At 71.5% G+C, this 25,730-nt stretch carries 25 protein-coding genes; 11 read left to right on the plus strand and 14 right to left on the minus strand.

Annotated features, from left to right (window positions below; all coding sequences use genetic code 11):
* Positions 1-41: 41 nt before the first annotated feature.
* The 9 genes from fomD (at position 42) to BM076_RS23645 (ending at position 10,999) form a co-directional block, all read left to right on the plus strand.
* Complete coding sequence (gene fomD, locus BM076_RS23605) at positions 42-716, plus strand: cytidylyl-2-hydroxypropylphosphonate hydrolase (RefSeq protein WP_093715688.1); 675 nt, start codon at positions 42-44, stop codon at positions 714-716.
* Between the two features lie 243 nt (positions 717-959).
* Entirely contained in the window at positions 960-1,628 is a 669-nt protein-coding gene (locus BM076_RS23610) for a class I SAM-dependent DNA methyltransferase (RefSeq protein ID WP_093715768.1), read from the plus strand.
* Positions 1,629-1,684: 56 nt separating this feature from the next.
* The gene (locus BM076_RS23615) at positions 1,685-4,060 is read left to right on the plus strand and encodes a SpoIIE family protein phosphatase (RefSeq protein WP_245796254.1); all 2,376 of its coding nucleotides are present in this window, start codon (positions 1,685-1,687) and stop codon (positions 4,058-4,060) included.
* Between the two features lie 351 nt (positions 4,061-4,411).
* Positions 4,412-5,857: a catalase gene (locus tag BM076_RS23620; protein WP_093715689.1), complete on the plus strand. Its 1,446-nt coding sequence runs from the start codon at positions 4,412-4,414 to the stop codon at positions 5,855-5,857.
* Positions 5,858-6,013: 156 nt separating this feature from the next.
* Positions 6,014-6,964 carry an SPFH domain-containing protein gene (locus BM076_RS23625; RefSeq protein WP_093715690.1) on the plus strand — a complete coding sequence of 317 codons (951 nt, stop codon included), beginning with the start codon at positions 6,014-6,016 and terminating at the stop codon, positions 6,962-6,964.
* Complete coding sequence (locus BM076_RS23630; protein WP_093715691.1) at positions 6,961-7,257, plus strand: hypothetical protein; 297 nt, start codon at positions 6,961-6,963, stop codon at positions 7,255-7,257. The genes BM076_RS23625 and BM076_RS23630 overlap by 4 nt, the downstream gene beginning before the upstream one ends.
* 102 nt (positions 7,258-7,359) lie before the next feature.
* On the plus strand, positions 7,360-7,884 hold the full coding sequence (locus BM076_RS23635; protein ID WP_093715692.1) for a PadR family transcriptional regulator: 525 nt from the start codon (positions 7,360-7,362) through the stop codon (positions 7,882-7,884).
* The gene (locus BM076_RS23640; RefSeq protein ID WP_093715693.1) at positions 7,881-8,570 is read left to right on the plus strand and encodes an ABC transporter ATP-binding protein; all 690 of its coding nucleotides are present in this window, start codon (positions 7,881-7,883) and stop codon (positions 8,568-8,570) included. The genes BM076_RS23635 and BM076_RS23640 overlap by 4 nt, the downstream gene beginning before the upstream one ends.
* Complete coding sequence (locus BM076_RS23645) at positions 8,567-10,999, plus strand: ABC transporter permease (RefSeq protein ID WP_245796255.1); 2,433 nt, start codon at positions 8,567-8,569, stop codon at positions 10,997-10,999. The genes BM076_RS23640 and BM076_RS23645 overlap by 4 nt, the downstream gene beginning before the upstream one ends.
* A gap of 213 nt (positions 11,000-11,212) precedes the next feature.
* Here BM076_RS23645 and BM076_RS23650 read toward each other — a convergent pair whose 3' ends face one another.
* From BM076_RS23650 to BM076_RS23665, 4 genes are all read right to left on the minus strand, one after another.
* Entirely contained in the window at positions 11,213-12,718 is a 1,506-nt protein-coding gene (locus tag BM076_RS23650; RefSeq protein ID WP_177246575.1) for an AI-2E family transporter, read from the minus strand.
* Positions 12,719-12,906: 188 nt separating this feature from the next.
* Positions 12,907-13,593: an aggregation-promoting factor C-terminal-like domain-containing protein gene (locus BM076_RS23655; protein ID WP_456151212.1), complete on the minus strand. Its 687-nt coding sequence runs from the start codon at positions 13,591-13,593 to the stop codon at positions 12,907-12,909.
* A 456-nt stretch (positions 13,594-14,049) separates the two neighbouring features.
* Complete coding sequence (locus BM076_RS23660; RefSeq protein ID WP_093715695.1) at positions 14,050-15,369, minus strand: PhoH family protein; 1,320 nt, start codon at positions 15,367-15,369, stop codon at positions 14,050-14,052.
* 226 nt (positions 15,370-15,595) lie between these two features.
* Positions 15,596-16,357: an isoprenyl transferase gene (locus tag BM076_RS23665; protein ID WP_093715696.1), complete on the minus strand. Its 762-nt coding sequence runs from the start codon at positions 16,355-16,357 to the stop codon at positions 15,596-15,598.
* A gap of 112 nt (positions 16,358-16,469) precedes the next feature.
* Here BM076_RS23665 and mgrA point away from each other — a divergent pair, with 112 nt between their 5' ends.
* Positions 16,470-17,513, plus strand: coding sequence for an L-glyceraldehyde 3-phosphate reductase (gene mgrA / locus BM076_RS23670; RefSeq protein ID WP_093715697.1), 1,044 nt, complete (start codon positions 16,470-16,472; stop codon positions 17,511-17,513).
* A gap of 164 nt (positions 17,514-17,677) precedes the next feature.
* Here mgrA and BM076_RS23675 read toward each other — a convergent pair whose 3' ends face one another.
* The gene (locus BM076_RS23675) at positions 17,678-18,406 is read right to left on the minus strand and encodes a prepilin peptidase (protein WP_093715771.1); all 729 of its coding nucleotides are present in this window, start codon (positions 18,404-18,406) and stop codon (positions 17,678-17,680) included.
* Between BM076_RS23675 and BM076_RS23680 the strand changes: the two genes are divergently transcribed.
* On the plus strand, positions 18,401-18,838 hold the full coding sequence (locus BM076_RS23680) for a DUF192 domain-containing protein (RefSeq protein ID WP_093715698.1): 438 nt from the start codon (positions 18,401-18,403) through the stop codon (positions 18,836-18,838). The two genes, BM076_RS23675 and BM076_RS23680, sit on opposite strands and share 6 nt — an antisense overlap.
* Here the strand turns inward: BM076_RS23680 and BM076_RS23685 are convergent.
* The 9 genes from BM076_RS23685 to BM076_RS23725 form a co-directional block, all read right to left on the minus strand.
* A complete protein-coding gene (locus BM076_RS23685) occupies positions 18,835-19,383 on the minus strand; it encodes a hypothetical protein (protein WP_143120625.1) in 549 nt (182 codons plus the stop codon). The two genes, BM076_RS23680 and BM076_RS23685, sit on opposite strands and share 4 nt — an antisense overlap.
* A 115-nt stretch (positions 19,384-19,498) precedes the next feature.
* Complete coding sequence (locus BM076_RS23690) at positions 19,499-20,137, minus strand: OmpA family protein (RefSeq protein WP_245796257.1); 639 nt, start codon at positions 20,135-20,137, stop codon at positions 19,499-19,501.
* A 27-nt stretch (positions 20,138-20,164) separates the two neighbouring features.
* Positions 20,165-20,725 (minus strand): hypothetical protein, encoded by a 561-nt coding sequence (locus BM076_RS23695; protein WP_107416983.1) that lies wholly within the window; start codon positions 20,723-20,725, stop codon positions 20,165-20,167.
* A gap of 61 nt (positions 20,726-20,786) precedes the next feature.
* A complete protein-coding gene (locus BM076_RS23700; RefSeq protein ID WP_265737112.1) occupies positions 20,787-21,509 on the minus strand; it encodes a pilus assembly protein TadG-related protein in 723 nt (240 codons plus the stop codon).
* A 29-nt stretch (positions 21,510-21,538) separates the two neighbouring features.
* On the minus strand, positions 21,539-21,796 hold the full coding sequence (locus tag BM076_RS23705) for a hypothetical protein (protein ID WP_245796258.1): 258 nt from the start codon (positions 21,794-21,796) through the stop codon (positions 21,539-21,541).
* Positions 21,797-22,093: 297 nt separating this feature from the next.
* Positions 22,094-22,996, minus strand: a complete 903-nt coding sequence (locus tag BM076_RS23710) for a DUF5936 domain-containing protein (protein ID WP_093715703.1) — start codon at positions 22,994-22,996, stop codon at positions 22,094-22,096.
* Positions 22,997-23,033: 37 nt separating this feature from the next.
* A complete protein-coding gene (locus BM076_RS23715) occupies positions 23,034-24,023 on the minus strand; it encodes a type II secretion system F family protein (RefSeq protein WP_093715704.1) in 990 nt (329 codons plus the stop codon).
* Positions 24,023-25,357, minus strand: a complete 1,335-nt coding sequence (locus BM076_RS23720; protein WP_093715705.1) for a CpaF family protein — start codon at positions 25,355-25,357, stop codon at positions 24,023-24,025. Before BM076_RS23720 ends, BM076_RS23715 begins: the two co-directional genes overlap by 1 nt.
* Positions 25,354-25,704, minus strand: coding sequence for a TadE/TadG family type IV pilus assembly protein (locus BM076_RS23725; RefSeq protein WP_245796259.1), 351 nt, complete (start codon positions 25,702-25,704; stop codon positions 25,354-25,356). The genes BM076_RS23720 and BM076_RS23725 overlap by 4 nt, the downstream gene beginning before the upstream one ends.
* Positions 25,705-25,730: the final 26 nt, after the last annotated feature.

Raw genomic sequence — 25,730 nt, forward strand, 5'->3', positions numbered from 1 at the left:
TCGGCAGCACATCCGTAACAGTGGTTCCGTAAACTCTGTTCATGACAGCCGATGCCGACCTCTCGATCCGCGCCGGGGCGCACCCCTTCTGGACGCCCGGCGACCAGGTGCTGTGGCGCTACCGCGGCAACGGCACGGACGAGGTGCACATCTGCCGTCCGGTGACCGTGGTGCGGGACGACGCGGAGCTGCTGGCGGTGTGGATGGCGCCCGGTACGGCCTGTGTGAAGCCGGTGCTCGCGGACGGCACGCCGGTGCACCGCGAGCCGCTGGCGACGCGGTACGTCAAGCCGCGGGCGCGGCGGGTCGAGCAGTGGTTCGGCACCGGGGTGCTGAAGCTGGCGCGGCCGGGCGAGCCGTGGTCGGTGTGGCTGTTCTGGGAGCCCGGGTGGCGGTTCAAGAGCTGGTATGTGAATCTTGAAGAGCCCCGGCGGCGCTGGTCGGGCGGGGTGGATTCGGAAGATCACTTCCTGGACATCTCGGTCCACCCGGACCGCAGCTGGCGCTGGCTGGACGAGGACGAATTCGCCCAGGCGCAGGCGGACGGGCTGATGACGGCGGAGTCGGCGGCGCGGGTGCGGCGGGCCGGCGAGCGCGCGGCGGGAGTGATCAGGACGTGGGGGCCGCCCTTCCGCGACGGCTGGCAGGACTGGCGTCCCGACCCGTCGTGGCCGGTCCCGGCGCTGCCGGCGGACTGGGACCGCCCGCCGTCGTGAGCGGCGGCCCGGGCTTCGCCGTGTGCGGCGGAGCCGCGTGTGGCACCCTTGACCGCCAACCGTAGGATCGTGCTCCGGAAGACTGCACAATTGCCGATCTCGGCCTAGAGTTTGACGCTACGTCACAGCCGGTGCCGGCATCGTCGTCACCACACCGTCACCGTCAGCACCATCGCCGGCACCACCGGCGGAGAGAGCAGTCAGGGAGGCCCGGGAGCAGTGGGAACCGGCGGCTACGAGCACATGGGGATCCCCCCTGCCGACGAACAGGGCAGGGACCGCATCGGCCAGGCCGAGGCGTTCGACGCGATCGGCGACCGGTACGACGAGGCGTTCCCCCACAAGGACGGCCAGATCCAGGCCGGCGACTGGCTCGTCGAATCGCTGCCCGCGGGCGCCCGGGTGCTGGACCTCGGCTGCGGTACGGGACTGCCGACGGCGCGGCAGCTGGCCGAGGGCGGGCTGCGGGTCACCGGTATCGACCTGTCCCCCGGGATGCTCACGCAGGCGCGGGCCAATGTGCCGGAGGCCGACTTCCTCCAGGCCGACATCGCGGACATCGCCGGTGACAGCGGCCCGCTGGCCGCGGGCAGCTTCGCGGGCGTCGCCGCCTTCTTCTCGCTGCTGATGCTGCCGCGCGACGAGGTCCCCACCACCTTGCGGTCGATCCACGCCCTGCTGGAGCCGGGCGGGCTGCTCGCCCTGTCGATGGTGGAGGCGGATGTGGACTATGTGGCGATTCCGTTCCTCGGTCACACGATCCGGGTATCCGGTTATCTACGGGACGAACTGCTCCAAGTCGTCGCGGACGCGGGCTTCGAGGTGATCAAGGAGGATTCGTACGCCTACGCACCGGCGAGCATCGACGTGCCGCCGGAGGAGCAGATCTTCCTTTCCTGCCGACGCGCCTGACCAGGCCCGACCCGCCGCGGCCAGCGCGTGGCGCTCAGACGGATGGAACGACTCGCGTGACCACGGACCCGCCCCGCCCGCCCAGGAACCATGCCGCGCCGCCACCGGACCCGCGCGGCGGCTTCGCCGTGCCCGAGGGCGCGGCGCCCGCCGAGCAGCCCGGTCACCAGGAGCTGCCCCGCGCCGCCCGCGACTTCGGTCCGGCGCGGGACTCCGGTCCGGCCCGGGACCGGCACGGCGAGCGGCGGCCCGACGCCATACCCGGCGGAGACGCGGGATCGGCGCGTCCGCACGAGCAGCACGAGCGGCACGAGGAGTCCGGCGGGGCGGGCGGGCCCGACGGGCGGTACGGCGATCAGCACGGTGAGCAGTACGGCGAGGACAAAGAGCACGACCAGTACGACGAGCACGACGAAGACGACGTGGCCGACGGGGTGGGCGGGGTGAGCGGCGTGCCGGATACGCAGCGGGGGCCGGCGGGTCCCACGGCCGGGGCGGAGCCGCACCTGCCGGACGTACCGGCGCCTCCCGTGCCGCAGGGCCTGGACCCGGGACCGGCCGCGGGATCGGGCTGGACGACACCGCAGGAGGGCGAGTCGCTGGCCTCCTTCGTCAGCACCCCGCCGCGCGGCACGCCGCTGGAAGCGGCGGGACACCCCGGCGACGAGGATTCTGTGGGGATGCGCATCCCGATGCCCGCGCAGACCGGCCCCGAGGCCGACCGGCTGCGGTACGTGGGCGCCGCCACCCGGCGGATCGCCCGCGGTCTCGACCTCGACGAGATCCTGCTGGGCCTGTGCCGCTCGGCGGTGCCCGCCTTCGCCGACGCCATCCTGGTCTATCTGCGCGACCCGCTGCCGGTCGGCGACGAACGCCCCTCGGGCCCGCTGCGGCTGCGCCTGCGGCGCGCGGACGGCGGCCTGGAGGAGCCCGGCGACCCGCTGGAGAGCGCGACCGCCCCGGTCGGCGCGGCGCCGCTGCTGCCCGCCCTGGAGTCCTCGTACGGCGGCGCCGCCGAGTCCATCGCCGTGCTGCTCGACGGGCCGCTGGCCGAGGTGCTGCGCGGGGTGCGGCCGGTGTTCGCGGAGTCGCCGCGGGCCGCCGACGCGCTCGCCGAACTCCTCGGGCGGCCCGAGCGCTCCGACACCCCGCTGCCGGGCCTGCCGACCGGCCGCCGCGCCCTGCTCGCGCCGCTGCGCGGCCGGCGCCGGGTGATCGGCGCGGCCGTGCTGCTGCGGCGCGCCGACCGCTCCCCCTTCGAGCCCGACGACCTGCTGGTGGCGGCGCAGCTGGCCACCCACACCGCGCTGGGCGTCGACAAGGCGGTGCTGTACGGGCGCGAGGCGTACATCGCCGACGCCCTCCAGCGCGAGATGCTGCCGGACTCGCTGCCGCAGCCCACCGGTGTGCAGCTGGCCAGCAGATACCTTCCGGCGGCCGAGTCCGCCCGGGTCGGCGGCGACTGGTACGACGCGATCCCGCTGCCCGGCAGCCGGGTCGCCCTCGTCGTCGGTGACGTGATGGGCCACTCCATGACGTCCGCGGCGATCATGGGCCAGCTCCGCACCACCGTGCAGACCCTGGCCGGGCTCGACCTCGCACCGCAGGAAGTCCTCTACCACCTGGACGAACAGGCCCAGCGGCTTGGCCAGGACCGGATGGCGACCTGCGTCTACGCCGTCTACGACCCGATCGCGCACCGCCTGGTCGTCGCCAACGCCGGCCACCCGCCGCCCGTGCTGCTGCACGCCGACGGCCTCGCCGAAGTGCTCCGGGTGCCGCCCGGCGCGCCGATCGGCGTCGGCGGTGTGCCCTTCGAGGCCGTCGAGCTGCCCGCCCCCGCCGGGGCGACGCTGCTGCTCTACACCGACGGTCTGGTGGAGTCCCGCAGCCGCGACGTCTGGGGCGGCATCGAGCTGCTGCGCGAGCGGCTGCACGACGCCGCCAGCGTCGTCTCGCCGCCGCCGCTGGAGCCGCTGTGCGACGAGGTGCTGGAGATCCTCGGCCCCGGCGACCGCGACGACGACATCGCGCTGCTGGCCGCCCGCTTCGACGGGATCTCGCCCAGCGACGTCGCCTACTGGTTCCTGGAGCCGCACCCCCAGACGCCCGGCCGCGCCCGCCGCCTGATCCGCCAGGCGCTGCGCCGCTGGGACCTGGAGGAGCAGTCCGACGCCGCCGAGCTGCTGGTCAGCGAGATCGTCACCAACGCGGTGCGGTACGCCGAGCGGCCCATCACCCTGCGCCTGCTCCGTACGGACGTCCTGCGCTGCGAGGTCGGCGACGACGCGCCGCTGCTCCCCCGCATGCGGCACGCGGCCCCCGAGGAGGAGGGCGGCCGCGGCCTCTACCTCGTCAACCGCATGGCCCAACGCTGGGGCGCGACCCGCTTGGGCGCGGGCAAGGTGGTGTGGTTCGAGCTGCCGCTGTGAGCGGTGCCTCCACGGACCAAGCAGGCACCGTGTAGCCATCGAGCCGAAGGGCGCGCCGGTGTCGAAAGGGAGAACGCGCACAGGCCGTGAGGAACGAGCGGCCGAGCACGATCGACTGTCGACACCGGGTCTAAGCGCCCGGAGGCGAGAGGGCGGCAAAAAAGGGGCAAGGACGGTACGCATACGGAGTGAGGGCTCCCACGTACCAGGCACCGTACCCGCACTCGCGGAAGAGGGTGTCCGATCACCTAACGTCACCTCACGATCGCTCAACGTGCCGGGAAGCACGTTCGGTGGGAGTGTGGGTAGCAGCCCGGCCGGACGGCATTCCCGAGCGGGAGGAGACTCTCGATGGCCACCCCGTACACGACGAACAACGCAGGCATCCCGGTGGAGAGCGATGAACATTCGCTGACCGTGGGGCCCGACGGGCCGATCCTGCTGCAGGATCACTATCTGATCGAGAAGATGGCCCAGTTCAACCGGGAGCGCGTCCCGGAAAGGGTGGTGCACGCCAAGGGCAGCGGCGCGTACGGCCGGTTCGAAGTGACCAACGACGTCAGCCAGTTCACCCGGGCGGACCTGTTCCAGCCGGGGCGGCGGACGGAGATGCTGGCGCGGTTCTCGACGGTGGCGGGCGAGCAGGGCAGCCCGGACACCTGGCGAGACCCGCGCGGCTTCGCGCTGAAGTTCTATACGGAGCACGGCAATTACGACCTGGTGGGCAACAACACCCCGGTGTTCTTCGTGCGGGACACGATCAAGTTCCAGGACTTCATCAGGTCGCAGAAGCGCCGCCCGGACAACGGGCTGCGCGACAACGACATGCAGTGGGACTTCTGGACGCTGTCGCCGGAGTCGGCGCACCAGGTGACCTGGCTGATGGGCGACCGCGGCATCCCCAAGTCGTACCGGCACATGAACGGCTACGGCTCCCACACGTACATGTGGATCAACGGCGCCGGCACCAAGTTCTGGGTGAAGTACCACTTCAAGACCGACCAGGGCATCGACTTCCTGACACAGGCGGACGCCGACACGCTGGCCGGGGAGAACGCGGACTACCACCGGCAGGACCTGTGGGAGTCCATCGACCGGGGCGAGCACCCGTCGTGGACGCTGTACGTGCAGGTCATGCCGTTCGAGGACGCGGCGGACTACCGCTTCAACCCGTTCGACCTGACGAAGGTGTGGCCGCACGGCGACTACCCGCTGATCGAGGTCGGCCGGATGACGCTGGACCGCAATCCGGAGGACTTCTTCGTGCACATCGAGCAGGCCGCGTTCGAGCCCGCGAACATGGTGCCGGGCATCGGCCCGTCGCCGGACAAGATGCTGCTCGGCCGGCTCTTCTCGTACCCCGACACGCACCGCTACCGGATCGGGCCCAACTACGCGCAGCTGCCGCCGAACCGGCCGCACTCGCCGGTCAACTCCTATGCCAAGGACGGCCCGATGCGGTACGAGCCGGCCAACACCGGCGCGCCGTACGCGCCCAACTCCTACGGCGGGCCCGCCGCTTCGCCACAGGCGTACGGGGAGATCGCGGGCTGGCAGGCGGCCGGCGAGATGGTGCGGGAGGCGTACGCGCTGCACGCGGAGGACGACGACTTCGGGCAGCCGGGCACGATGGTGCGCGAGGTGCTGGACGACGCGGCGCGCGAGCGGCTGGTCGGGAATGTGGCCGGCCATCTCCGCGACGGCGTGAGCGCGCCGGTGCTGGAGCGGGCGCTGACGTACTGGCGCAGCATCGACCAGGGCATCGGCGACCGGATCGCCGCGGCCGTGAAGAGCTGACCCGCTCGGCCGCGAGCCGGTCCGCCCACCGAAGCGCAGCCCCGAGGCACGTGATCATGTCCCGTGCCCGGGGCTGCATCGTGTCCCGGGGTGCATGGGTCCCTGAAAATGTGCTAACACTTTGATAGACACTTCCAGGGGAACGGGGAACACGCCATGTCGGAGCAGATTCAGCCCGCGGCCGGAGCGCCGGACGTACCGGAGATGCCCGCGCCGCGGGTGCAGGAGCGGCGCGCGGTCGGTATGCCGGGTCTGCCCTTCCTGCTGCTCGCGCTGCTGGTGATCGCGGGTGGCGCGGGCCTGGTCGTCGCGGGCGGGGCGCGCGCGAACGGCCAGGGCGGCGCGCTGGCGGGCACGATGATCGCGGTGGGGATCGTGATCGTCCTCGTCGCCTTCGTCACGCTCTTCGGCCTGACCCAGGTTGCGCCGGGCTCGGCGCGGGTGTGCCAGCTGTTCGGGCGCTACCAGGGCACCATCCGGCAGGACGGGCTGCGCTGGGTGAATCCGCTGACCAGCCGCCGCAAGATCTCCACCCGGCTGCGCAACCACGAGACCGCGGTGCTCAAGGTCAACGACGCCTACGGCAACCCGATCGAGCTGGCCGCGGTCGTGGTCTGGCAGGTCAGGGACACCGCGCAGGCGGTCTTCGAGGTGGACAACTTCGTGAAGTTCGTCGGCATCCAGACCGACACCGCCGTCCGGCACATCGCGACCAACTACCCGTACGACGCCCACGACGGGCAGGCTCTGTCGCTGCGCGGCAATTCGGAGGACATCACCGAGCGGCTGTCGGCGGAGATCGCCGCGCGGGTCGAGGCGGCCGGCGTGAAGATCATCGAGTCGCGCTTCACGCACCTCGCCTACGCCCCGGAGATCGCCTCGGCGATGCTCCAGCGGCAGCAGGCGGGCGCGATCGTGTCGGCCCGGCAGACCATCGTGGACGGCGCGGTGGGCATGGTGGAGTCGGCGCTCGCGCGGATCGCCGAGCAGGGGATCGTGGAGCTGGACGAGGAGCGCAAGGCGTCCATGGTGAGCAATCTGCTGGTGGTGCTGTGCGGCGACCGTGCCGCGCAGCCGGTGCTGAACACGGGCACTCTTTACCAGTGACCACGTCCGACGAGGCGCCTGCCGAGCGGCCGGCGGCTCGCGCCCGCGCCCGCAAGCAGGTGCTGCTGCGGCTCGACCCCGCCGTGCACGACGCGCTCGCGTCGTGGGCGGCGGGCGAGCTGCGCAGCACCAACGCGCAGATCGAATTCCTGCTCCGCCGCGCCCTGGCCGAGGCCGGCCGGCTGCCGTCGGCGGCCCGGCCCATCCCGCGCCGGGGCCGGCCCCCGAAGCAGCCCGAGAGCGCTGAGAACGCCGAGGGTACGGAAGGTACGGAGGGTGCGCCGGGCGGCTGAGCGGGCCGCCGCACGACCGCCGGGAGGCCCCCTGACGGGCCTCCCGGCACTCCTCACCATGGGTATACACACCATGTATACCCATGGTGTAGTGTTCCCCGCATGTCAATCGGCCACGCCCTCCTCGGGCTCCTGGAATCCGGACCGCGCCACGGATACGACCTCAAGCGCGCCTTCGACGAACGCTTCGGGCACGACCGGCCGCTCGCGTACGGGCAGGTGTACTCGACCATGGCGCGGCTGCTCAAGAACGGTCTCGTCGAGGTCGACGGCATAGAGGCGGGCGGCGGCCCGGAACGCAAGCGGTACGCCATCACCGACGCGGGCGTCACCGACGTCGAGTCCTGGCTCGCGCAGCCGGAGAAGCCCGAGCCGTACCTCCAGACCACGCTCTACACCAAGGTCGTGCTGGCGCTGCTCACCGGCCGCCCGGCGGCCGATCTGCTGGACACCCAGCGCGCCGAGCACCTGCGGCTGATGCGCGAGCTGACCCGGCGCAAGACCGCGGGCGACCTCGCCGACCAACTCATCTGCGACCACGCCCTGTTCCATCTGGAGGCGGACCTGCGGTGGCTGGAACTGACCAGTGCCCGGCTGGGCCAGCTCGCGGCGGAGGTGGCCCGATGACCGCGCCGGCCGAGCCGCTGCTGACCGCCACCGGACTGCGCAAGTCCTACGGTCCCACCCCGGCGCTGGACGGCGCCGACTTCTCCATCAGGCCCGGCGAAGTGGTCGCCGTGATGGGTCCCTCGGGGTCCGGCAAGTCGACGCTGCTGCACTGCCTGGCCGGCATCGTCCGCGCCGACGCCGGCGATGTGCGCTACGACGGCCGCTCCATGGCGGGCATGTCCGACGGCGAACGCAGCGCGCTGCGCCGCGCCGACTTCGGCTTCGTCTTCCAATTCGGCCAGCTCGTACCGGAATTGACCTGCCTGGAGAATGTCGCGATGCCGATGCGGCTGAGCGGCACCAAGCGCAGGGCCGCCGAGAAGCAGGCCGCGCTGTGGCTGGACCGCCTCGAGGTCGCCGATGTGGCGGGCAAGCGGCCCGGCGAGGTCTCCGGCGGGCAGGGCCAGCGGGTCGCCGTGGCACGGGCGTTGGTGTCCGGGCCGCGGGTGGTGTTCGCGGACGAGCCGACCGGCGCGCTGGACTCGCTCAACGGCGAACGCGTGATGCGGCTGCTCACCGAGGCCGCGCACGACACCCGCGCCGCCGTCGTCCTGGTCACCCACGAGGCCCGCGTGGCCGCGTACTCCGACCGGGAGATCGTCGTCCGCGACGGCAAGTCGCGCGACATGGAGCGGGCCGCGTGAGCGGGCGGCTGGCGTACGGTTCCGCGCCCGCTCCGGCCCCGGCTCCCGAGCGGCCCGCCGGCGTCCGCGTCTGGGCCCGCGATCTGGCGCTGGGCGCGCGCTTCGCCGCCGGCGGCGGACGCGAGGGCTGGACCCGTACGGTGCTGACCGCCGTCGGCGTCGGGCTCGGGGTGGCCCTGCTGCTGCTGGCGGCCGCCGTACCGGCCACGCTCAACTCCCGGGAGCACAAGCGGCAGGCGCGCGACACCAGCGCCGCCGCGTATGTCGCGAAGCCGTCCGGGAAGTCGCTGCTGATCGCCGACGTCGGCACCGTATGGCACGGGCAGCAGGTCGGCGGCGCGCTGCTGAAGGCCGAGGGCGCGAAGCCGGCGGTGCCGCCGGGGGTCGCCGAACTGCCGGGCGCCGGCGACATGGTGGTCTCCCCCGCGCTGCGCGAACTGCTGCGCTCCACACCGCTGTTGCGCGAGCGCATCCCGTACAGGGACACCGGCACCATCGGGCACGCCGGGCTGATGGGCCCCAACGAGCTGATGTACTACGCGGGCAGCGACAGACTCACCGCCCGCGACGCGGACTACCAGCACGGCAACGCCAAACGGATCACCGGCTTCGGCGAGCACATCACCTCCGACGCGCTGACCCCGGTGCTCGACCTGCTGCTGATCATCATGCTGGTGGTGCTGCTGCTGCCGGTCGCGGTCTTCGTCGGCACGGCCGTACGGCTCGGCGGCGAGCGCAGGGACCGGCGGCTCGCGGCGCTGCGGCTGGTCGGCGCCGACATCCGCACCACCCGCAGGATCGCCGCGGGCGAGGCGCTGCTCGGGTCCGTGCTCGGGCTCGGCGCGGGCGCCGGATTCTTCTTCGCCGGACGGCAGTTGGCCGCGCACGTCACCATCCACGACATCAGCGCCTATCCGTCCGACATGACGCCGAACACCGCGCTGACCGTACTGATCGCGCTGGTCGTGCCGCTGGCGGCCGTCGCCGTCACCCTGATCAGCCTGCGCGGCACGGCGATCGAACCGCTGGGCGTCGTACGGCACGGTCTCGGCAGGCGGCGCACCCTGTGGTGGCGGGTTCTCGTGCCGCTGGCCGGACTCGCCCTGCTGGTACCGCTGTTCGGCTCGGTGACCGGCAATGACGCGCACGTCAACGAGTACCAGACGGCGACCGGCGCCGTCCTGCTGCTCTTCGGGGTCACCACGGTGCTGCCGTGGGTGGTGGAGGCCGTCGTCGGCCGGCTGCGCGGCGGCCCGGTCGCCTGGCAACTGGCCATCCGCAGGCTCCAGTTGAACCACGGCTCGGCCGCGCGGATGGTCAGCGGCGTCACCGTCGCCGTCGCCGGGGCGATCGCGCTCCAGATGCTCTTCGCCAGTGTGGACGGGCAGTTCGTCCACGCCACCGGCGCCGACGCGTCCCGTATCCAGGCCACTGTCAATGTGCCGGCCGCCGACGCGCGGCAGGCCGCCGCGGTCACCGAGAAGGTCAGGACGACGCCCGGGGTGGCGCGCGCCTACGGCTTCACCGACTCGCGGGCCACCCAGCCCGACGCGGCCACGCTCCGCGATGGGCAGGACGTCGCGTACATCCCGCTGGTGGTCGGCGACTGCGACACCCTGCGGCAGATGGCCGAGATCGGCTCCTGCAAGCCGGGCAGCGCCTATGTCGTACCGAGCACCGACCGGTTCGCCGGGCCCTCGCCCAACGCGGACCTCGCGAAGTACGCCCGGCCCGGCAAGCGGCTCGACCTCAACGTCGGTCCGACGCCGTACCGCGGCACCCCGCGGCTGTGGACGCTGCCCTCCGGGACCCGGGCCGCCGTCTCGCGGACCGATCCGCGCGGCCAGCGCAACTGGGGAGTCTTCGTGACGCCCGAGGCCGTCGACGCGTCCCGGCTCGCCGATCCGACCACCGTGGTCATGGTCAACCTCGACCCCGGCACACAGGACGCCGTCGAATACCTGCGCAACACCGGCGCCGCGCTCGGGCCCGAGGCCCAGGTCTCCAGCGTCAGCAATTTCACGACGCAGACGCAATACGCGCAGCTGCGGCGGGGGCTGTTCGTCGGTGCCGCGCTCACCATGGCGCTCATCGGGGCGAGCCTGCTGGTGACGATGCTGGAGCAGTTGCGTGACCGGAAGAAGCTGCTGGCTGTGCTGGTCGCGTTCGGGACGCGGCGCACCGCGCTCGCCTGGTCCGTGCTCTGGCAGACGGCGGTGCCGATCGCGCTCGGGCTCGTCCTCGCCTGTGCCGGCGGCATCGGGCTCGGCGCGGCGCTGCTCGCCATGGTCGGCGAGGCTTTCCATGTCGACTGGGGGATCGTCGCCCGAATGAGCGGCATCGGTGCGGCCGTCGTCCTCGCCGTCACCCTCCTCAGCCTCCCGCCGCTCTGGCGCCTCATGCGCCCCGACGGCCTCCGCACGGAATAGCCTGCGGCTCGCTCACGAAAAAAGGGTGCCCCTCCGGGGCGGGGCGCCTGATGTCTCCTGCGGAGTGCGGGAGTCAGGTCTTTTAGGGGCGCGGGGAACTGCGCGCTCAGCCCGCGCGGGCCTGCGGGTCAAAAACCGCCCCCAGCGGGGCAGACACTGTTGTTTGTGCGACCACCGGCCCGGTGGGGGCGGGCCGCGCAGTTCCCCGCGCCCCTACGGGGCGACCTCTTCCGTCAGGCGGGGTTCGGGCTCGGGCTCGACCGGGGCGGGGGGAGCGACGGGGGCGACCTCGTAGGCGGTGGCACCGTGGGGCTCGTTCGTGACTGCGGCCAAAGCCAAAGCCTTCTCCTTGGCGTGGGCGCGGAGATAGCCGACCACGGTGTTGCCGACGGCGACGAGGGGGACGGCGACGACGGCCCCGCCGATCCCCGCGATCATGGAACCGGCGGCGACGGAGAGGACGACGGCCAGCGGGTGGACGCGGACGGCGCGGCCGAGGATGAAGGGCTGAAGAATGTGCCCCTCGATCTGCTGCACCGCGAGCACGACGACCAGCACCATCAGCGCCGTGAACGGCCCTTCGGTGACCAGCGCGACCACGACCGCGATGAAACCGGAGGCGACGGCGCCGACCAGTGGCACGAAGGACGACAGGAAGATGACGACGGCCAGCGGCACCGCCATCGGCACACCGAGGAAGAAGATGCCGACGCCGATGAAGATGGCGTCGATGAGAGCGACTATCACGGTGCCGCGCACGTACAGGGTGAGCGTCCGCCAGGCGCGCGGCCCGGCGCCGGCCAGCCCGTCCCGCGCGGCCTCGGGGAAGAGCCGCAGGAACCAGTTCCAGATGTTCGGCCCGTCGTAGAGCAGGAACAGCGTGCTGAACATCGCCAGCAGCATGCCCGTGAGCAGTTCGACGATGACGGTGACGCCCTGGAGCCCGGCGTCGGTCAGCGCCTTGGTGTTGGAACCGATCGCCGCCTGGAGGTTCTTGGCGACCTGGTTGATCTGGTCGTCGGTGACATGGAAGGGGCTGTTGAGCAGCCACTTCTTGCCCTCGTTGACACCGTCCTGGAGGCTGCTGGACAGATTGTCGATGTTGTCCATCACCTGCCAGACCACGAACCAGCCGACCAGGCCCATGATGACGAAGCCGCCGACGAAGACCATCGCGGTGGCGACCCCGCGCGGCACCCCGCGCCGCTTGAGCCGGGCCACGAACGGCTGGAGCAGCGCGGTGATCAGCAGGCCCGCGGTGAAGGCGAGCACGACGAGCTGGACGGCGCCGATGACCCGCATCAGCACCCAGACGGTGCCCGCGAGCACCAGCAGCCGCCAGCCGATCTCGGCGCCGACCCGCATGCTCCACGGCACGGCCGCCACCGGATCGGCGAGCGGCGGCGCGGTGCGCTGCGCGGGTACGGAGACGGCGGTGGGCTTGACCGCGGCGGTGGGGACGGGCACGGCCGCGGGGGTGGCGGGCGCGGCGGTCTTCACCGCTTCCGGCGCGGGGGCGGCGTCCTCGGCCGGTGCCGTACCGTCCGGTGCCGGTTCGGCCTCGGCACCGGTGCCGGGCCGCGGGTCGCGGATGATGTCGTCGATGACCGCGTCGGCCCCCCGGGTCGCGTTCACCGATGCCTGGCGTTCGTCGATCCGTCCGGCGAGGTTGGCCAGCCCGGAGGCCAGCACGGCGCTCCAGTGGCGCTTGTCCGGCATTGCTCTCCCCTGCCCCGTCGTGACCCCGTCGGCCGTCGCTGTGGAACTGCTGAGGATGACGATGGTATTCGGCGGGAGGGTTGCCTCCCGCATCAACCTTCCGCGCGAGGCGTCACGGACACGCGTGAGCCCCCGGGCGCGGGGCTCGGGGGCTCACGGGAAGTCGTGCGTCACTACCGCCGGTCGGCTCAGTAGTAGTTGTGGCTCTGCCAGAACTGCCAGGCGCCGCAAGGGCTGCCGTAACGGCTGTTCATGTAGTTGAGGCCCCACTTTATCTGCGTGGCCGGGTTGGTCCGCCAGTCGGAGGCGACCGAGGCCATCTTGGAGCCGGGGTTGGACTGCACCAGGCCGTACGCACCCGAGGACGGGTTGGTCGCCGTGTAGTTCCAGCCGCTCTCGCGGGTGACGATGTTGGAGAAGCAGGAGAACTGGTCGGCGCCGACGATCTGCTGGGCCATCGCCTTGACCTGGGCGATCGTGTAGCTCGCCTGGACCGGGAAGGACGCGCGCGAGTCGCCGCCGCCCCTGCTCGCGGCCTCTTCCTGCTTGCGCAGCTTCTCCTTGGCCGCCGCCTCGTCCGCCGCCTTCTTCTTGGCCGCGGCGTCCTTGGCCGCCTGGACGCGGGCGTCCTGCTCGGCGGTCTGCCTGGCCGTGGCGTCGGCGGCGTCGGACTGCGCCTGCACCTGCTCGGTCAGCGAAGCCTGCTGGACTTGCTGTCCAGCGGGAATGTCCGCGAGGAGGGTCGTCGTGCCAGCGGCCTCGACGGGCTCGGAAGAGCCCTGGTCGGCACCCGACGCGACGCCGACGACGGCGCCCACAGTGGTGACCGCAGTGGCCGAAGCCACCGCGAATCCCCGGACCGAGATCCGGCTCACACGGTTTCCTTCCAGCATCGCCCGTTTGGTGACCTCACGGACGAAATCGTGCCCCTGGCACGGTCCCCTTCTTGCCGGTCCGCCGTACGGGCCGGTCGGTCACGGGGGCACTGGCCCGGTGCGAACTCCCTCGGGAGGTCCGCGTGCTGCTCGGGCGGCTCATGGCGGTCGATGTGGATTTGTGTGGTGCTGTCAATTCCTACGCCCCTGGAGGTGTAGGAGTGCCATAAGCGGGGCCTGACAGCCTCACACCCTGCCGTACGAGGACGCCGCGCGGCAATTTCCGGTTGAGTGGCAAAGCTCACACGCTGCGGACGGAGGTAAATCTCTGCGCAGGGCTTCCTGAAACGCTAAGCTGCTGCGCCCTTTCCGCGGGACGCAGCAGCCTCAACTCGCGCTATTAGTCTGTAAATCAGGACACTTCAGGCCGCGCCTGGATCCTGTCCCGACTCCCGGTCAGGCCCCGCCGTCCTCCAGCATCTCGGTGACGAGCGCCGCGATCGGCGACCGCTCGGAACGGTTGAGCGTGATGTGGGCGAACAGCGGATGGCCCTTCAGCTTCTCCACCACCGCCACCACGCCGTCGTAGCGGCCCACCCGCAGGTTGTCGCGCTGCGCCACGTCGTGGGTGAGCACCACCCGCGATCCGGCGCCGATCCGCGACAGCACCGTCAGCAGCACATTGCGCTCCAGCGACTGCGCCTCGTCGACGATCACGAAGGCGTCGTGCAGCGAACGGCCCCTGATGTGGGTCAGCGGCAGCACTTCGAGCATGCCGCGCGAGACGACCTCCTCGATGACCTCCTTGGAGGTGACCGCCGACAGCGTGTCGAAGACGGCCTGGGCCCACGGGCTCATCTTCTCCGCCTCGCTGCCCGGCAGATAGCCCAGTTCCTGGCCGCCGACCGCGTACAGCGGACGGAAGACCATCACCTTGCGGTGCTGGCGGCGCTCCAGGACGGCCTCCAGGCCCGCGCACAGCGCCAGCGCCGACTTGCCGGTGCCCGCGCGCCCGCCCATCGACACGATGCCGACGTCGGGGTCGAGCAGCAGGTCGAGCGCGATCCGCTGTTCCGCGCTGCGGCCGTGGATGCCGAACGCCTCCCGGTCGCCGCGCACCAGCCGCACCCGGCCGTCCTCGGTGACCCGGCCGAGCGCCTTGCCGCGCTCGGACTGCAGCACCAGGCCGGTGTGCACCGGCATACCGTCCGCCGCCGGCAGGTCGATCGTCTCCTCCGCGAAGAGCCGGTCCACCTCCTCGGCGCCGATCAGCAGTTCCTCCATTCCCGTCCAGCCCGACGTGATCGCCAGCTCGGCCCGGTACTCCTCCGCCAGCAGGCCGACGGAGGACGCCTTCACCCGCAGCGGCAGGTCCTTGGAGACGACGGTGACGTCGTACCCCTCGGCCTGGAGATTGCGGGCGACCGCCAGGATGCGCGAGTCGTTGTCACCGAGCCGGAATCCGGCGGGGAGCACCCCGGGATCCGAGTGGTTGAGCTCGACGCGCAGGGTGCCGCCGACGTCGCCGATCGGGATCGGTGCGTCGAGCCGCCCGTAGCGGATCCGGAACTCGTCCAGCAGCCGCAACGCCTGGCGGGCGAAGTAGCCGAGTTCGGGATGGTGGCGCTTGGCCTCCAACTCCGTCACCACGACGACCGGAAGCACCACTTCGTGCTCGTCGAACCGGGCGAAGGCATTGGGGTCTGCGAGCAGCACGCTGGTGTCGAGTACGTATGTGCGCCGGTCGTGATCACGGCGGTTCTTGCTGGTCACCACGTGTGGACGAACCCCCTCGGGAGAGGTCGAACTGCGGTACCGGCAGCCATGGGCCGGATGCCGGTCTGCCAGTGATATGCCCTGGAAAACCCCCGCCCATGCGGATGCATATGACAGTCATCCGACGGTCATCGTGCGGTCACCGACCGCTCACCGGCCATTCCGAGCCCAAAACCGGCCGAAACATGGCCGGGAACCGGCCGTCGGAGGTCCGGAAAACGGCTTCTCAGGCCCCGTAGCGCCGGTGCCGGGCGGCGTAGTCGCGCAGCGCCCGCAGGAAGTCCACCTTGCGGAAGGCGGGCCAGAAAACCTCGCAGAAGTAGTACTCCGAGTGGGCGCTCTGCCACAGCATGAAACCGGACAGCCGCTGCTCGCCGGAGGTGCGGATCACCAGGTCCGGGTCGGGCTGGCCACGGGTGTAGAGGTGCTCGGAGATGTGTTCGACGTCCAGGATCCCGGCGAGGTCCTCGATGGTGGTGCCGCGCCCGGCGTGCTCGTGCAGCAGCGACCGTACGGCGTCGGCGATCTCCTGGCGGCCGCCGTAGCCGACCGCCACGTTCACCAGCAGGCCGCCGACCGTACGGGTGGTCTGCTCGGCCTCCTTGAGCACCGTCTGGGTGCGCTGCGGCAGCAGGTCCATGGTGCCCACGTGGTGCACCCGCCAGCGGCCGGTCTCCGCCAGGCCGGTCACCGCGTCCTCGATGATGCCGAGCAGCGGGACCAGTTCGTCCGAGGGACGGTCAAAGTTATCGGTGGACAGCAGCCACAGGGTGACCACCTCGACGCCGGTCTCCTCGCACCAGCCGAGCATCTCGGCGATCTTGTCCGCGCCCGCCTGGTGACCCTGCTCGGTGGTGCTGCCGGCCGCCTTGGCCCACCGGCGGTTGCCGTCGAGGATCACACCGATGTGCTTGGGGCCCTGCGCCACGTCCAGCCGGCGTTCCACCCTGCGGGAGTACAGCCCGTACACCAGGTCGCGCAGATTCATCGCACACCAGCCCCTCCTGGGCCTGTCGCCCGGCCGCCACACTACTGCGCACCGGCCCCGCCGGACGAACCGGGGAGGTGGGGCGGACACGCCCGCGTGATAAGCAGAGTCCGTGAATATTCGTTCCCTTTACCGCGCCTGCGACGAGCGCTACGACTCGATGGAGTACCGCAGGACCGGCCGCAGCGGCCTCAAGCTCCCCGCCGTCTCCCTCGGCCTGTGGCACAACTTCGGCGACGACCGCACCCTCGACTCGCAGCGCGCGATCCTGCGCCGCGCCTTCGACCTCGGTGTCACCCACTTCGACCTGGCCAACAACTACGGCCCGCCGTACGGCGCCGCCGAGGCCAATTTCGGCACCCTCTTCGCCCAGGACTTCCGGCCCTACCGCGACGAGTTGGTGATCTCCACCAAGGCGGGCTACGACATGTGGCCCGGCCCGTACGGCGAGTGGGGCTCGCGCAAGTACCTGCTGTCCTCGCTCGACCAGTCGCTGACCCGGATGGGCCTGGACTACGTCGACATCTTCTACTCGCACCGTTTCGACCCCGACACGCCGCTGGAGGAGACGATGGGCGCGCTGGCGTCCGCCGTCCAGCAGGGCAAGGCGCTCTACGTCGGCATCTCCTCCTACGGTCCCGACCGTACGCGGGAGGCCGCGCGGATCCTGCGCGAGCTGGGGGTGCCCGCGCTCATCCACCAGCCCTCGTACTCCATGATCAACCGGTGGATCGAGGACGAGGGGCTGCTCGACGTCCTGGAGGAGGAGGGCATGGGCTGCATCGGCTTCGTGCCGCTCGCCCAGGGGCTGCTGACGGACCGCTACCTCGGCGGTATCCCCGAGGGGTCGCGGGCCGCGCAGGGCAAGTCCCTCAACCCGGCGCTCGTCAACGAGGAGACGGTCACCCGGTTGCGCGCCCTCAACGACATCGCCGCCGCCCGCGGCCAGTCCCTGGCCCAGCTCGCCCTGTCCTGGGTGCTGCGTGACCCCCGGGTCACCTCGGCTCTCATCGGAGCTTCCTCCGTCTCCCAGCTGGAGGCCAACGTCGCCGCTGTCGGTGCGGCGCCGCTCACCACGGAGGAGCTGGCCGCGATCGACGCTCACGCCGTCGAGCCCGAGGGTGTCAACCTCTGGTCCGTCAGCTCCGACGCCTAGCCTGCGGCTCGCTCCGGAGTAGGGGTGCCCTTTCTCCCAGGAGGGAGGGTGCCCCTGCCCCGGAGCGGGGGCGCGCGCTGCGCCGGCGGAAGTGGGTGCCCCTGATGGTTACCGTCCTCCGCAGGAGACCTCACGCACCGCACTCCGCAGGAGATCAGGCACCCTCAACCGTGGAGGAGAAGGCCGGCGAGAGCGGCCACAAGCATGAACGGGCCGAACGGCAGTGCCGTCTTGCGGGTGCCGCGCCGGGTGGCGATGAGGCCGAGGCCGACGAGAGCGCCGAGGGCGAAGCCGAGGAAGGTGCCGGTGAAGACGGTGGGCCAGCCGTACCAGCCGAGGGCGAGCCCGAGGGTGGGGGCGAGTTTGACGTCGCCGAAGCCCATGCCGGCCGGGTTGATCAGGAAGAGCAGCAGGTAGACGAAGCCGACGGCGACGGCGGCCAGCAGCGCCCGTATCCAGGAACCGTCGTGGGCGGGAAGAAGAGCGGCGAGCCCGAGCAGCGCGGCGGTGCCGCCGAGCGCGGGCAGCGTGAGGACGTCGGGCAGCCGGAAGACGGTGAGGTCGACCCGGCCGAGGACCAGACCGACAGGAACGAGCAGCAGCCAGACGACGAGTTCGGGGTGCGCGCCGACCCTGGCCGCGAGCGCCGCGCAGGCGAGCGCGGACCCGGCGGCAACGGCCGTACCCGCGGCGCGCACCGGCGGGCCGCCGCACTCCCGGCAGCGGGTGGGCCCGAGCCAGCCGCGTACGCCCGCGGGCCACGGATGCCCCCGCGGGCATTGCGCCGCCCACGGTTCGCCCGACGGGACGGCCAGCCGGTGGGCGGCGCGCGGCAGCAGCAGACCGCTCACGATTCCCCACACGGCGGCGGCCACGATCAGATAGACATGCACCGGGCGACCGTACACGGCCGCCTCACCGACGATCCCGGGGAGCCGACCGTGCGCCGACGCTGGCGGGACGCCGACGGAACGCTGCGCGCGCCCGCCGCCGAGGTGCCACTGCGGGTCGCCGCCTCCTACCGTGCCCGCACCCGCGGCCTGCTCGGCCGCGATGGCATCGAGGGCGCCCTGCTGCTGACCCCGGCGTCGAGCGTCCACACCGTACGGATGCGGTTCGCGATCGACGTGGCCTATCTGGACCGCAAGCTGCGCGTCCTCGCCGTCCGTACGATGCCGCCCGGCCGGATCGGCCGCCCCCGGCTGCGCGCCCGGCACGTCCTGGAGGCGGAGGCCGGCGCGCTGGCGGCGTGGGGCGTGCGCAAGGGCGTACGGCTGGAGGCCGAGGTCGGGGTCGGGGTCGGGGTCGGGGTCGACACGGCCTAGCGGTCGGGGTGTTCGGCGAATTCGATGCTGTTGACGATCTCGCGCTGGACGAGTCCGTCGGTGGCGCCGTCCACCGTCCAGACGCGTACGGTCACCGGCCGCCCGGCGACGTCCGTGAGCCGCACCTCGGTGCGGGAGGCGCGGCGGCCGTCGGGCGCGGCCTGGACGTAGCTGAGCACCTCGCCCCGGTGGCCGTCGAAGACCAGCCACTCCTTGCGGGCGGTGGCGAGGGCGGCCGCGGCCGCCTTGTCAGGGCCCGGGGCCGCGCCGGGGCTGCCGGGCGCCGCCGTCTCCCCCGCCGCGCTCACGGTGACCTCGCCGTCCGTACGGCCGCCCGCGCCGCGCAGCACCGCGCCGGTCGGCGTCGCCCGCCACGTCTTGGGAACGGCGACCGCCAGCGGGTCCGTCCGCAGATAGCGCCAGCCGTCCGGCGCGCCGGCGCCGACCGAGCAGCCGGAGAGGGTGCCGAGGGCACCGAGGAGTACGGCCAGGGCGGCGAGGGCCGGCACCCCGGCGGCATACCTTTTCCCCGTTTTGTTCCGCATGCGGCAAATCTACGGGACGGAAAACGAAAAACGGGCCGGCTCGCAGGGGGGGGAGAGCGAACCGGCCCGAGGGGGGGAGTTACACCGTACCGCGTCCGAGCGACCGCTCAGCACGTTATGCGGCAGGTGGCGTGAAAGTGATCTCGACGCGGCGGTTCTGGCTGCGGCCACTTTCGGTGGAATTGTCCGCTATCGGGTAGTCCTCGCCGTAGCCGCGGACCTGAAATGTGTGGGCCGAGTCACCGGCCTTGTCCATTTCTCTTGCCAGGACTTTGTAAACGGCGTCGGCGCGTTGCTTCGAGAGAACCGTGCCGTGTTCCGAGCTGCCCAGATTGTCCGTGAAGCCGAACACCCGGATGGGGGACGTCACATGACGCGCGGTGATGTCGTTCGCGATCGCCTGGATCCGCGAGGTCGCCGTCGGCGACAGCACCGCGCTGTCCTTCTTGAACAGCACCTCCGACTGCAGCGCGTACGTCACCGTCGAGTTCGACGTCTCCTGCCGCTGTTCCGGCTGACTCGCCTTCGTCGACGACTCGTCGCTCACCGACACGATGTCCAGCACCTTCGGCGGCGCCAGCGTGGCGCCCTCGGGCAGCTTCAGATTCGGCGACGTCGGATCGACCTTCACCGGTGCCGTCGGTGTCGAATCCCCGGCCGACGGCGGCGGATTCGTATCCGCCACCGCCACCCCCGTCCCCCCGGCCACCGTCCCGGCGGCCACCACCAGCACGAGCACCACACTCGCGGACACGCCACTCCCACGCGGCTTCATCCGGGCTCACCCCTCCGAGATCGTGATTTTGGCGGGGGGCATGGTGGGGAGCTCGAAGTCCACTTGGGTGGTGGCGGCGGGTGGGGCGGGGAACTGGGCGAAGAAGGGGCGGGATTCCTTGGGTTGGATGCTCAGCAGTTTCATCGTGCACAGACACTTGCCGTCGGTGTCCCGCAGCACGTAATACCGCTTCTTGCCCGCCTCGTCGACCAGGACGGCGCCGGCGACGGAGGCGCCGGAGGCAGACAGGGCGGTCTCGTTGCCGACCCAACTGTCGGCGTTGAAGATGTTCGTGCCGTTGTTGGTGACCACGCCCTGCACAGTGACGAACCCGCCGGAATCCCGTACGGCGGAGTTGATGGTGACCTCGATGTCCTTCTCACCCTTGATCTGGGCGAGCACCTGGGTGGGCGTCGCCGACGGGGTGTCCCCGCCGTCCGCACCCGCCCCGGAGGTCTTCGACGCGGTCGCGGACGCCGACGGTTTGTCACCGCCCTTGTTCCCGCCGCCTCCTCCCCCACCGCCGCAGCCGGTCAGCGTGATGGCGGCGCTGGCTGCGAGCGCCACCGCAATCGTCGCCCTGCGCCCGTATCGCATCGTTCCCCGTTCCCTCATCGCTCGGCCGCCGTCACTTGCTCAAATGGACGGAGTAGAAAGTCGACAGGTCCAGCACGAAACCGCTTGCCGTCGGATCGATCGTCACGTCACCGCCGTGGCAGGCGAAGGTGACGGGGCTGGCATGCTGCGTGCCGCCACTGTCGCCACCGCCATTGGCATTACCACCGTTGGCGTCCCCGCCGTTGGCGCCTCCGTCGGCGGCTCCGCCGCTGCCGCTAGTGCCTCCACCGGCGCCACCCGTGGCACCGGTACCGCCGGCGTCGCCGGTACCGCCCGCGTCGCCGTTGTCGTCGCTCAGCGTGCAGCGCGGCTCGATCACGGCCGTCGCGGTCGCGTGGGCCTTCTTGTTCTCGGTGCCGTCGACAACCGACTTTCCGACCGTGCCGAGCGACGTGACCGAAACGGTGTATCCGGGCGGTCCGGCGACCTGGCTGCAACCGCCGCCGTCGACCTGCGCACCGTTGTCGGCCGCGTATTCGGCTGCCGCGGCGCACGCCTCCGCCTGGTGTGTCCCGCCGTCCCCGAGGAGATCGGCGAGCCTGCCGAGGTCGCCCGAGGTCAGCGCGGCCAGGAAGTCGTCCCGCAGCGCGTCCCGGTCCGCGCGGACGGCCGCGAGTGCCGCCGCGTCGGCGGCGGTCTGCGAATTGTTGCGGACGACCGCCGCCTGACCGACGGCGAAGAACGCGAACGCCAAGAAGAAGAGGGCCGCCATCGCGACGATGTAGATGCCAATGGTCTGGCCCCGGTCGTCGCCGAGCCCTGCTACTTGCCGTTGCCACCGATGATCTTGTCGATCATCGAGTTGATTCCGTCCTTCACCTTCGTGCCGATATCCGTCGTCCCCGCCAGCACCCCGATGATCACGGCGATCACCACCGCTATGCCCAGGTATTCGAATGACGTCTGGCCGCGGTCGGTGCGGGTCGAGGTGCGGGTGGCGAGGGTGGTCGCCAGACGGTCGGTGTGGTCGCGCAGCCAGATTTCGGCGGTTGTGTAGCGCCGGACCAGCCATCGGTTCATGATCGTTCGCCCCATCCTTTGTCACCTGACGCATACGTGCGACGCCCGCGTACAACCCGTCGGGGTTGGTGTTGTGCACGGCGCACCGCCTCTCGCTGGTCGTGTGGTCGTCCGCAGCGGATCGGTTCTGATTGCAGGTGCAAATATGGTTGCGAATGCAAAGGTACACCCGAACCTCGGGCATCCGCAGCCCGTTGTGCGCCAATTGGCGCTTCCAGCATGCCGGTTGATCACACTGTGTGGCCAGCGGATCACAGTATTGGCCATGGAGTCCAGCCCGCGCCGCACCGTCATGCCTCACCCCCCGCCGCCGAAGACGTCGCCGAACTGGATCTGGGAGCCGATCACGGTGCCGGTGATCAGCAGGATCATGGTCGCCGGGACGAGGAGGGTGGTGATGACGCCGGTCGCGCGCGGGACCATGCGGGCGGCGCGGCGGCGGGCGTTCTGGGCCTCGGTGCGGCGCATGTCGGTGGCGATCTGGAGGAGGGTGCGGGCGATCGGGGCGCCGAGTTCCTCGCCCTGCTGGAGGGCGGTGACGAACTGGCCGACCTGGTCGCTGCGGTTGCGCCTGCGGAGCTGGTCGAAGGCGTCGCGGCGGCTGACGCCGACGTCCATCTGGCGCAGCGCGACCCGGATCTCGTCCGACCAGGGGCCGGTGTAGACGGCGTTGACCCGCTCCAGGGCCTGGCGGAAGCCGAGGCCGGCGCTGACGACGACGGCGAGGACGTCGAGGAAGTCGGGCAGGGTGCGCTCGATGTCCTCGCGGCGGCGGCGTACGGCCAGCCAGATGCCGAGGTCGGCCCACCACCAGCCGTACGCGGCCAGCAGCAGCGCCAGGAACCAGTGGCCCTGGACGAGCAGCAGGAGGGCGGCGAAGCCGCCGAGGCCGCCGTAGACGGCGCGGCGGGCGGCGTAGCGCTCGACGGTGAGGCCGTGCGGGTGGCCGGCGTGGTCGATCCGGGCGCGCATCTTCGCGATCCGGGCCGGGCCCATCATCCGCATGACCATGGGCGCCCAGCGGATGCCGAGCCGGTCGATGGCGTTGCCGGTGCGGGTGGTACGCGTGCGGCCGACCTCCAGGGCGAGGGCCAGGTCGTCGGGGAGCTTGACGTCGGCCCGCAGCAGCCCGACGGCGTGCACGACACCGACGACGCACGCGGCGACGGCCAGCGCGAGGCCGAATCCGATCAGGATCATCGCGAAGTCCCCCGTTCCGGAGTGGAGTTCGGGGCGCTCATACGTCGATCCTCGACATCCGGCGGATCAGCACGAAGCCGATCACGTACAGGGCCAGCGAGATCAGGACGCAGATCCGGCCGACGGTGGAGCCGGTCATGGCGCTCAGCGAGCCGGGCATGATCCGGTTGAGCAGCAGCAGGGAGCCGATGCCGATCACCGGGACCGCGTAGGCGGTGACGGTGACCTGGGACATCTGCGTGCGGATCTCGCGCCGGGTCTCCTTGCGCTCCTCCAGGGTGACGGTGAGATTGCGCAGCGACTCCACGACGGAGCCTCCCGCCCGGCTGGACAGCACCAGGGTGGAGACCAGGACGATCAACTCCCGGCTGGGCAGGCGTTGTTGCAGCTCGGCGAGGGCGTCCTCGATGGAGTGGCCGACGGCCATCGCGTCGGCGACCTTGCGCAGTTCCTCGCCGGCGGGCGCGTCCAGTTCTTCGGCGGCCATCGACACGGCGGTGCGCAGGGCGAGGCCGGCCTGGGTGGCGTTGGCCAGGACGCGGGCGAGGTCGGGGAGTTGGGCGATGAAGCGCTCGGTACGGATCCGGCGGCGCCACTCCAGGAAGCTGTACGCGGTCCAGCCCGCGATCAGCGCCGCGATCGGCCCGAAGAACGGGGCGAGCAGCGAGGCGGCGAGGATCCACGCGACGGCGACCACCCCGGCGGCCGCGGCCACGAATTGACCTGGTGTCAGATTGGTGCCGGTGGCCGCGAGCCGGCCGGCCAGCTTCCCGCCCCAGGCGTACTGCCGTACCCGCCGGTCGAGTCCGGCGAAGGCGGCCCGCCGGGGCCCGCCGCCGCCGGAGTCCCCGGCGAGCCGGTCGACGAGGGCGGCGCGGTCGGCCTTGCCGCCGTGCCAGGCGTGCAGGCCCCAGACGCCGAGGGCCAGCGCCAGCACGCTGACGCCGAGCACCAGCAGCGGGTAGGGGCCGGAGGCGAAGCCGCTGCCGGCGGCGAGCGTCGTGTGCGACTCCGCGCGGGGCGACATCACTTGGCCTCCCTGCTGTCGAGTTCCAGTTCGCTGCCGCCGATACCGAAGGCGGCCGGTACGTGTTCGCCCGACAGATAGAGCCGTTCGGCGATCTCGCGCGGTACGGGCCGGTGTTCGTACCAGCCGCGCACGATGCGGTCGACGCCGAGGGGTTCTGCGCGGAAGCGGGTGGCGGAGGTGAGCCGGAAGACGTCGCGGCCGCGCGAGGAGAGCATGGCGATCTCGGCGATCCTGCGGGTGCCGTCGACATGGCGGTGCAGCTGCACGATGACGTCGACCGCGCTGTTGATCTGGTCGCGCAGCGCCTCGAAGGGGATCTTGACCTCGCTCATCGAGGCGAGCGTCTGGAGCCGCAGCACCGCGTCCTCCGCGGAGTTGGCGTGCACGGTGGCCAGCGAGCCGTCGTGGCCCGTCGACATCGCCTGGAGCATGTCGAGGGTCTCGCCGCCGCGGACCTCGCCGACGATGATGCGGTCGGGGCGCATCCGCAGCGAGTTGCGGACGAGGTCGCGGATGGTGATCCGGCCCTCGCCCTCGACGTTGGGCGGCCGGGATTCGAGCCGGATCACATGCTCCTGCTGGAGCTGGAGTTCGGCGGCGTCCTCGACGGTGATGATCCGTTCGCCGTCCGGGATCAGCCCGGACAGCGAGTTGAGCAGCGTCGTCTTGCCGGAGCCGGTGCCGCCGCTGACGATGATGTTGCACTTGGCGCGGACGAAGGAGGAGAGCAGCAGCAGCATGTGCTCGTCGAGCGTGCCGAGGCCGATCAGTTCCTGGAGGGTGTACGCGCGCGGGAAGCGGCGGATGGTGAGGGTGGGGCCGGTCAGGGACAGCGGCGGGATGATGACGTTGACGCGTTCGCCGGACGGGAGGCGGGCGTCGACCATCGGATTGGACTCGTCCACACGGCGGTTGACGGTGGAGACGATGCGTTCGATGGTCTGGAGCAGTTGCTCGGCCGAGGAGAAGCGGGCGGCGACGGCCTCGACGCGGCCGCCGCGTTCGACGTAGATCTTGTCGGGGCCGTTGACCATGATCTCGGTGACGGTGGGGTCCTCCAGCAGCGGCTCCAGGATGCCGAGGCCGAGGGCCTCGTCGACCACCCGGCGGATCAGCGCCGCGCGTTCGGTGGTGGACAGCACCGGGCCTTCGCGGCTGATGATGTGGCCGAGGACGCGTTCCAGCCGGGCGCGGCGTTCGGCCGCGGCCAGGGAGGACATCTCGGCGAGGTCGATCTCCTGGAGCAGCTTCGCGCGGTAGACGGCCACCAGGTGGCCCTCCTGCGTCTGCGGAGCGGCCTCTTCCACGGCGAGGCGGGCACGCAGGCTCATGGTGTCGTGTCCTCCTTCGGCATCGTCGCGGACCGCTTCACCGGATCGAAGATGCTCACTCCGGGGAGGACGGACGGTACGTCCACGCTGGCCTGCGCGGTGATCTTGGTGTCGGTGTCCACGGGGTACGTGATGTGGGCGGTGAGCCAGTCGCTGACGGCGGCTTCCCCGGCCCTTTGGCCCGCGGCCTCGCCTCCGTTCGGGCCGGCCTGGGCGGCCGTCCTGGCCGCCGTCCTGGCCGCCGTTCCCGCCTGCTCGCCGCAGTAGGCCACCAGGCCGAGCTGGATTCCCGCCAGGGCGATCAGGAGGAGGAACGGGAGCATCCCGAGGTATTCGAGCGACGCCACCCCTCGGTCCCGGGCCCCTTCGCGGA

Origin of the sequence: Actinacidiphila alni (genome assembly GCF_900112845.1) — a bacterium.
GTDB classification, from domain to species: Bacteria; Actinomycetota; Actinomycetes; order Streptomycetales; family Streptomycetaceae; genus Actinacidiphila; species Actinacidiphila alni.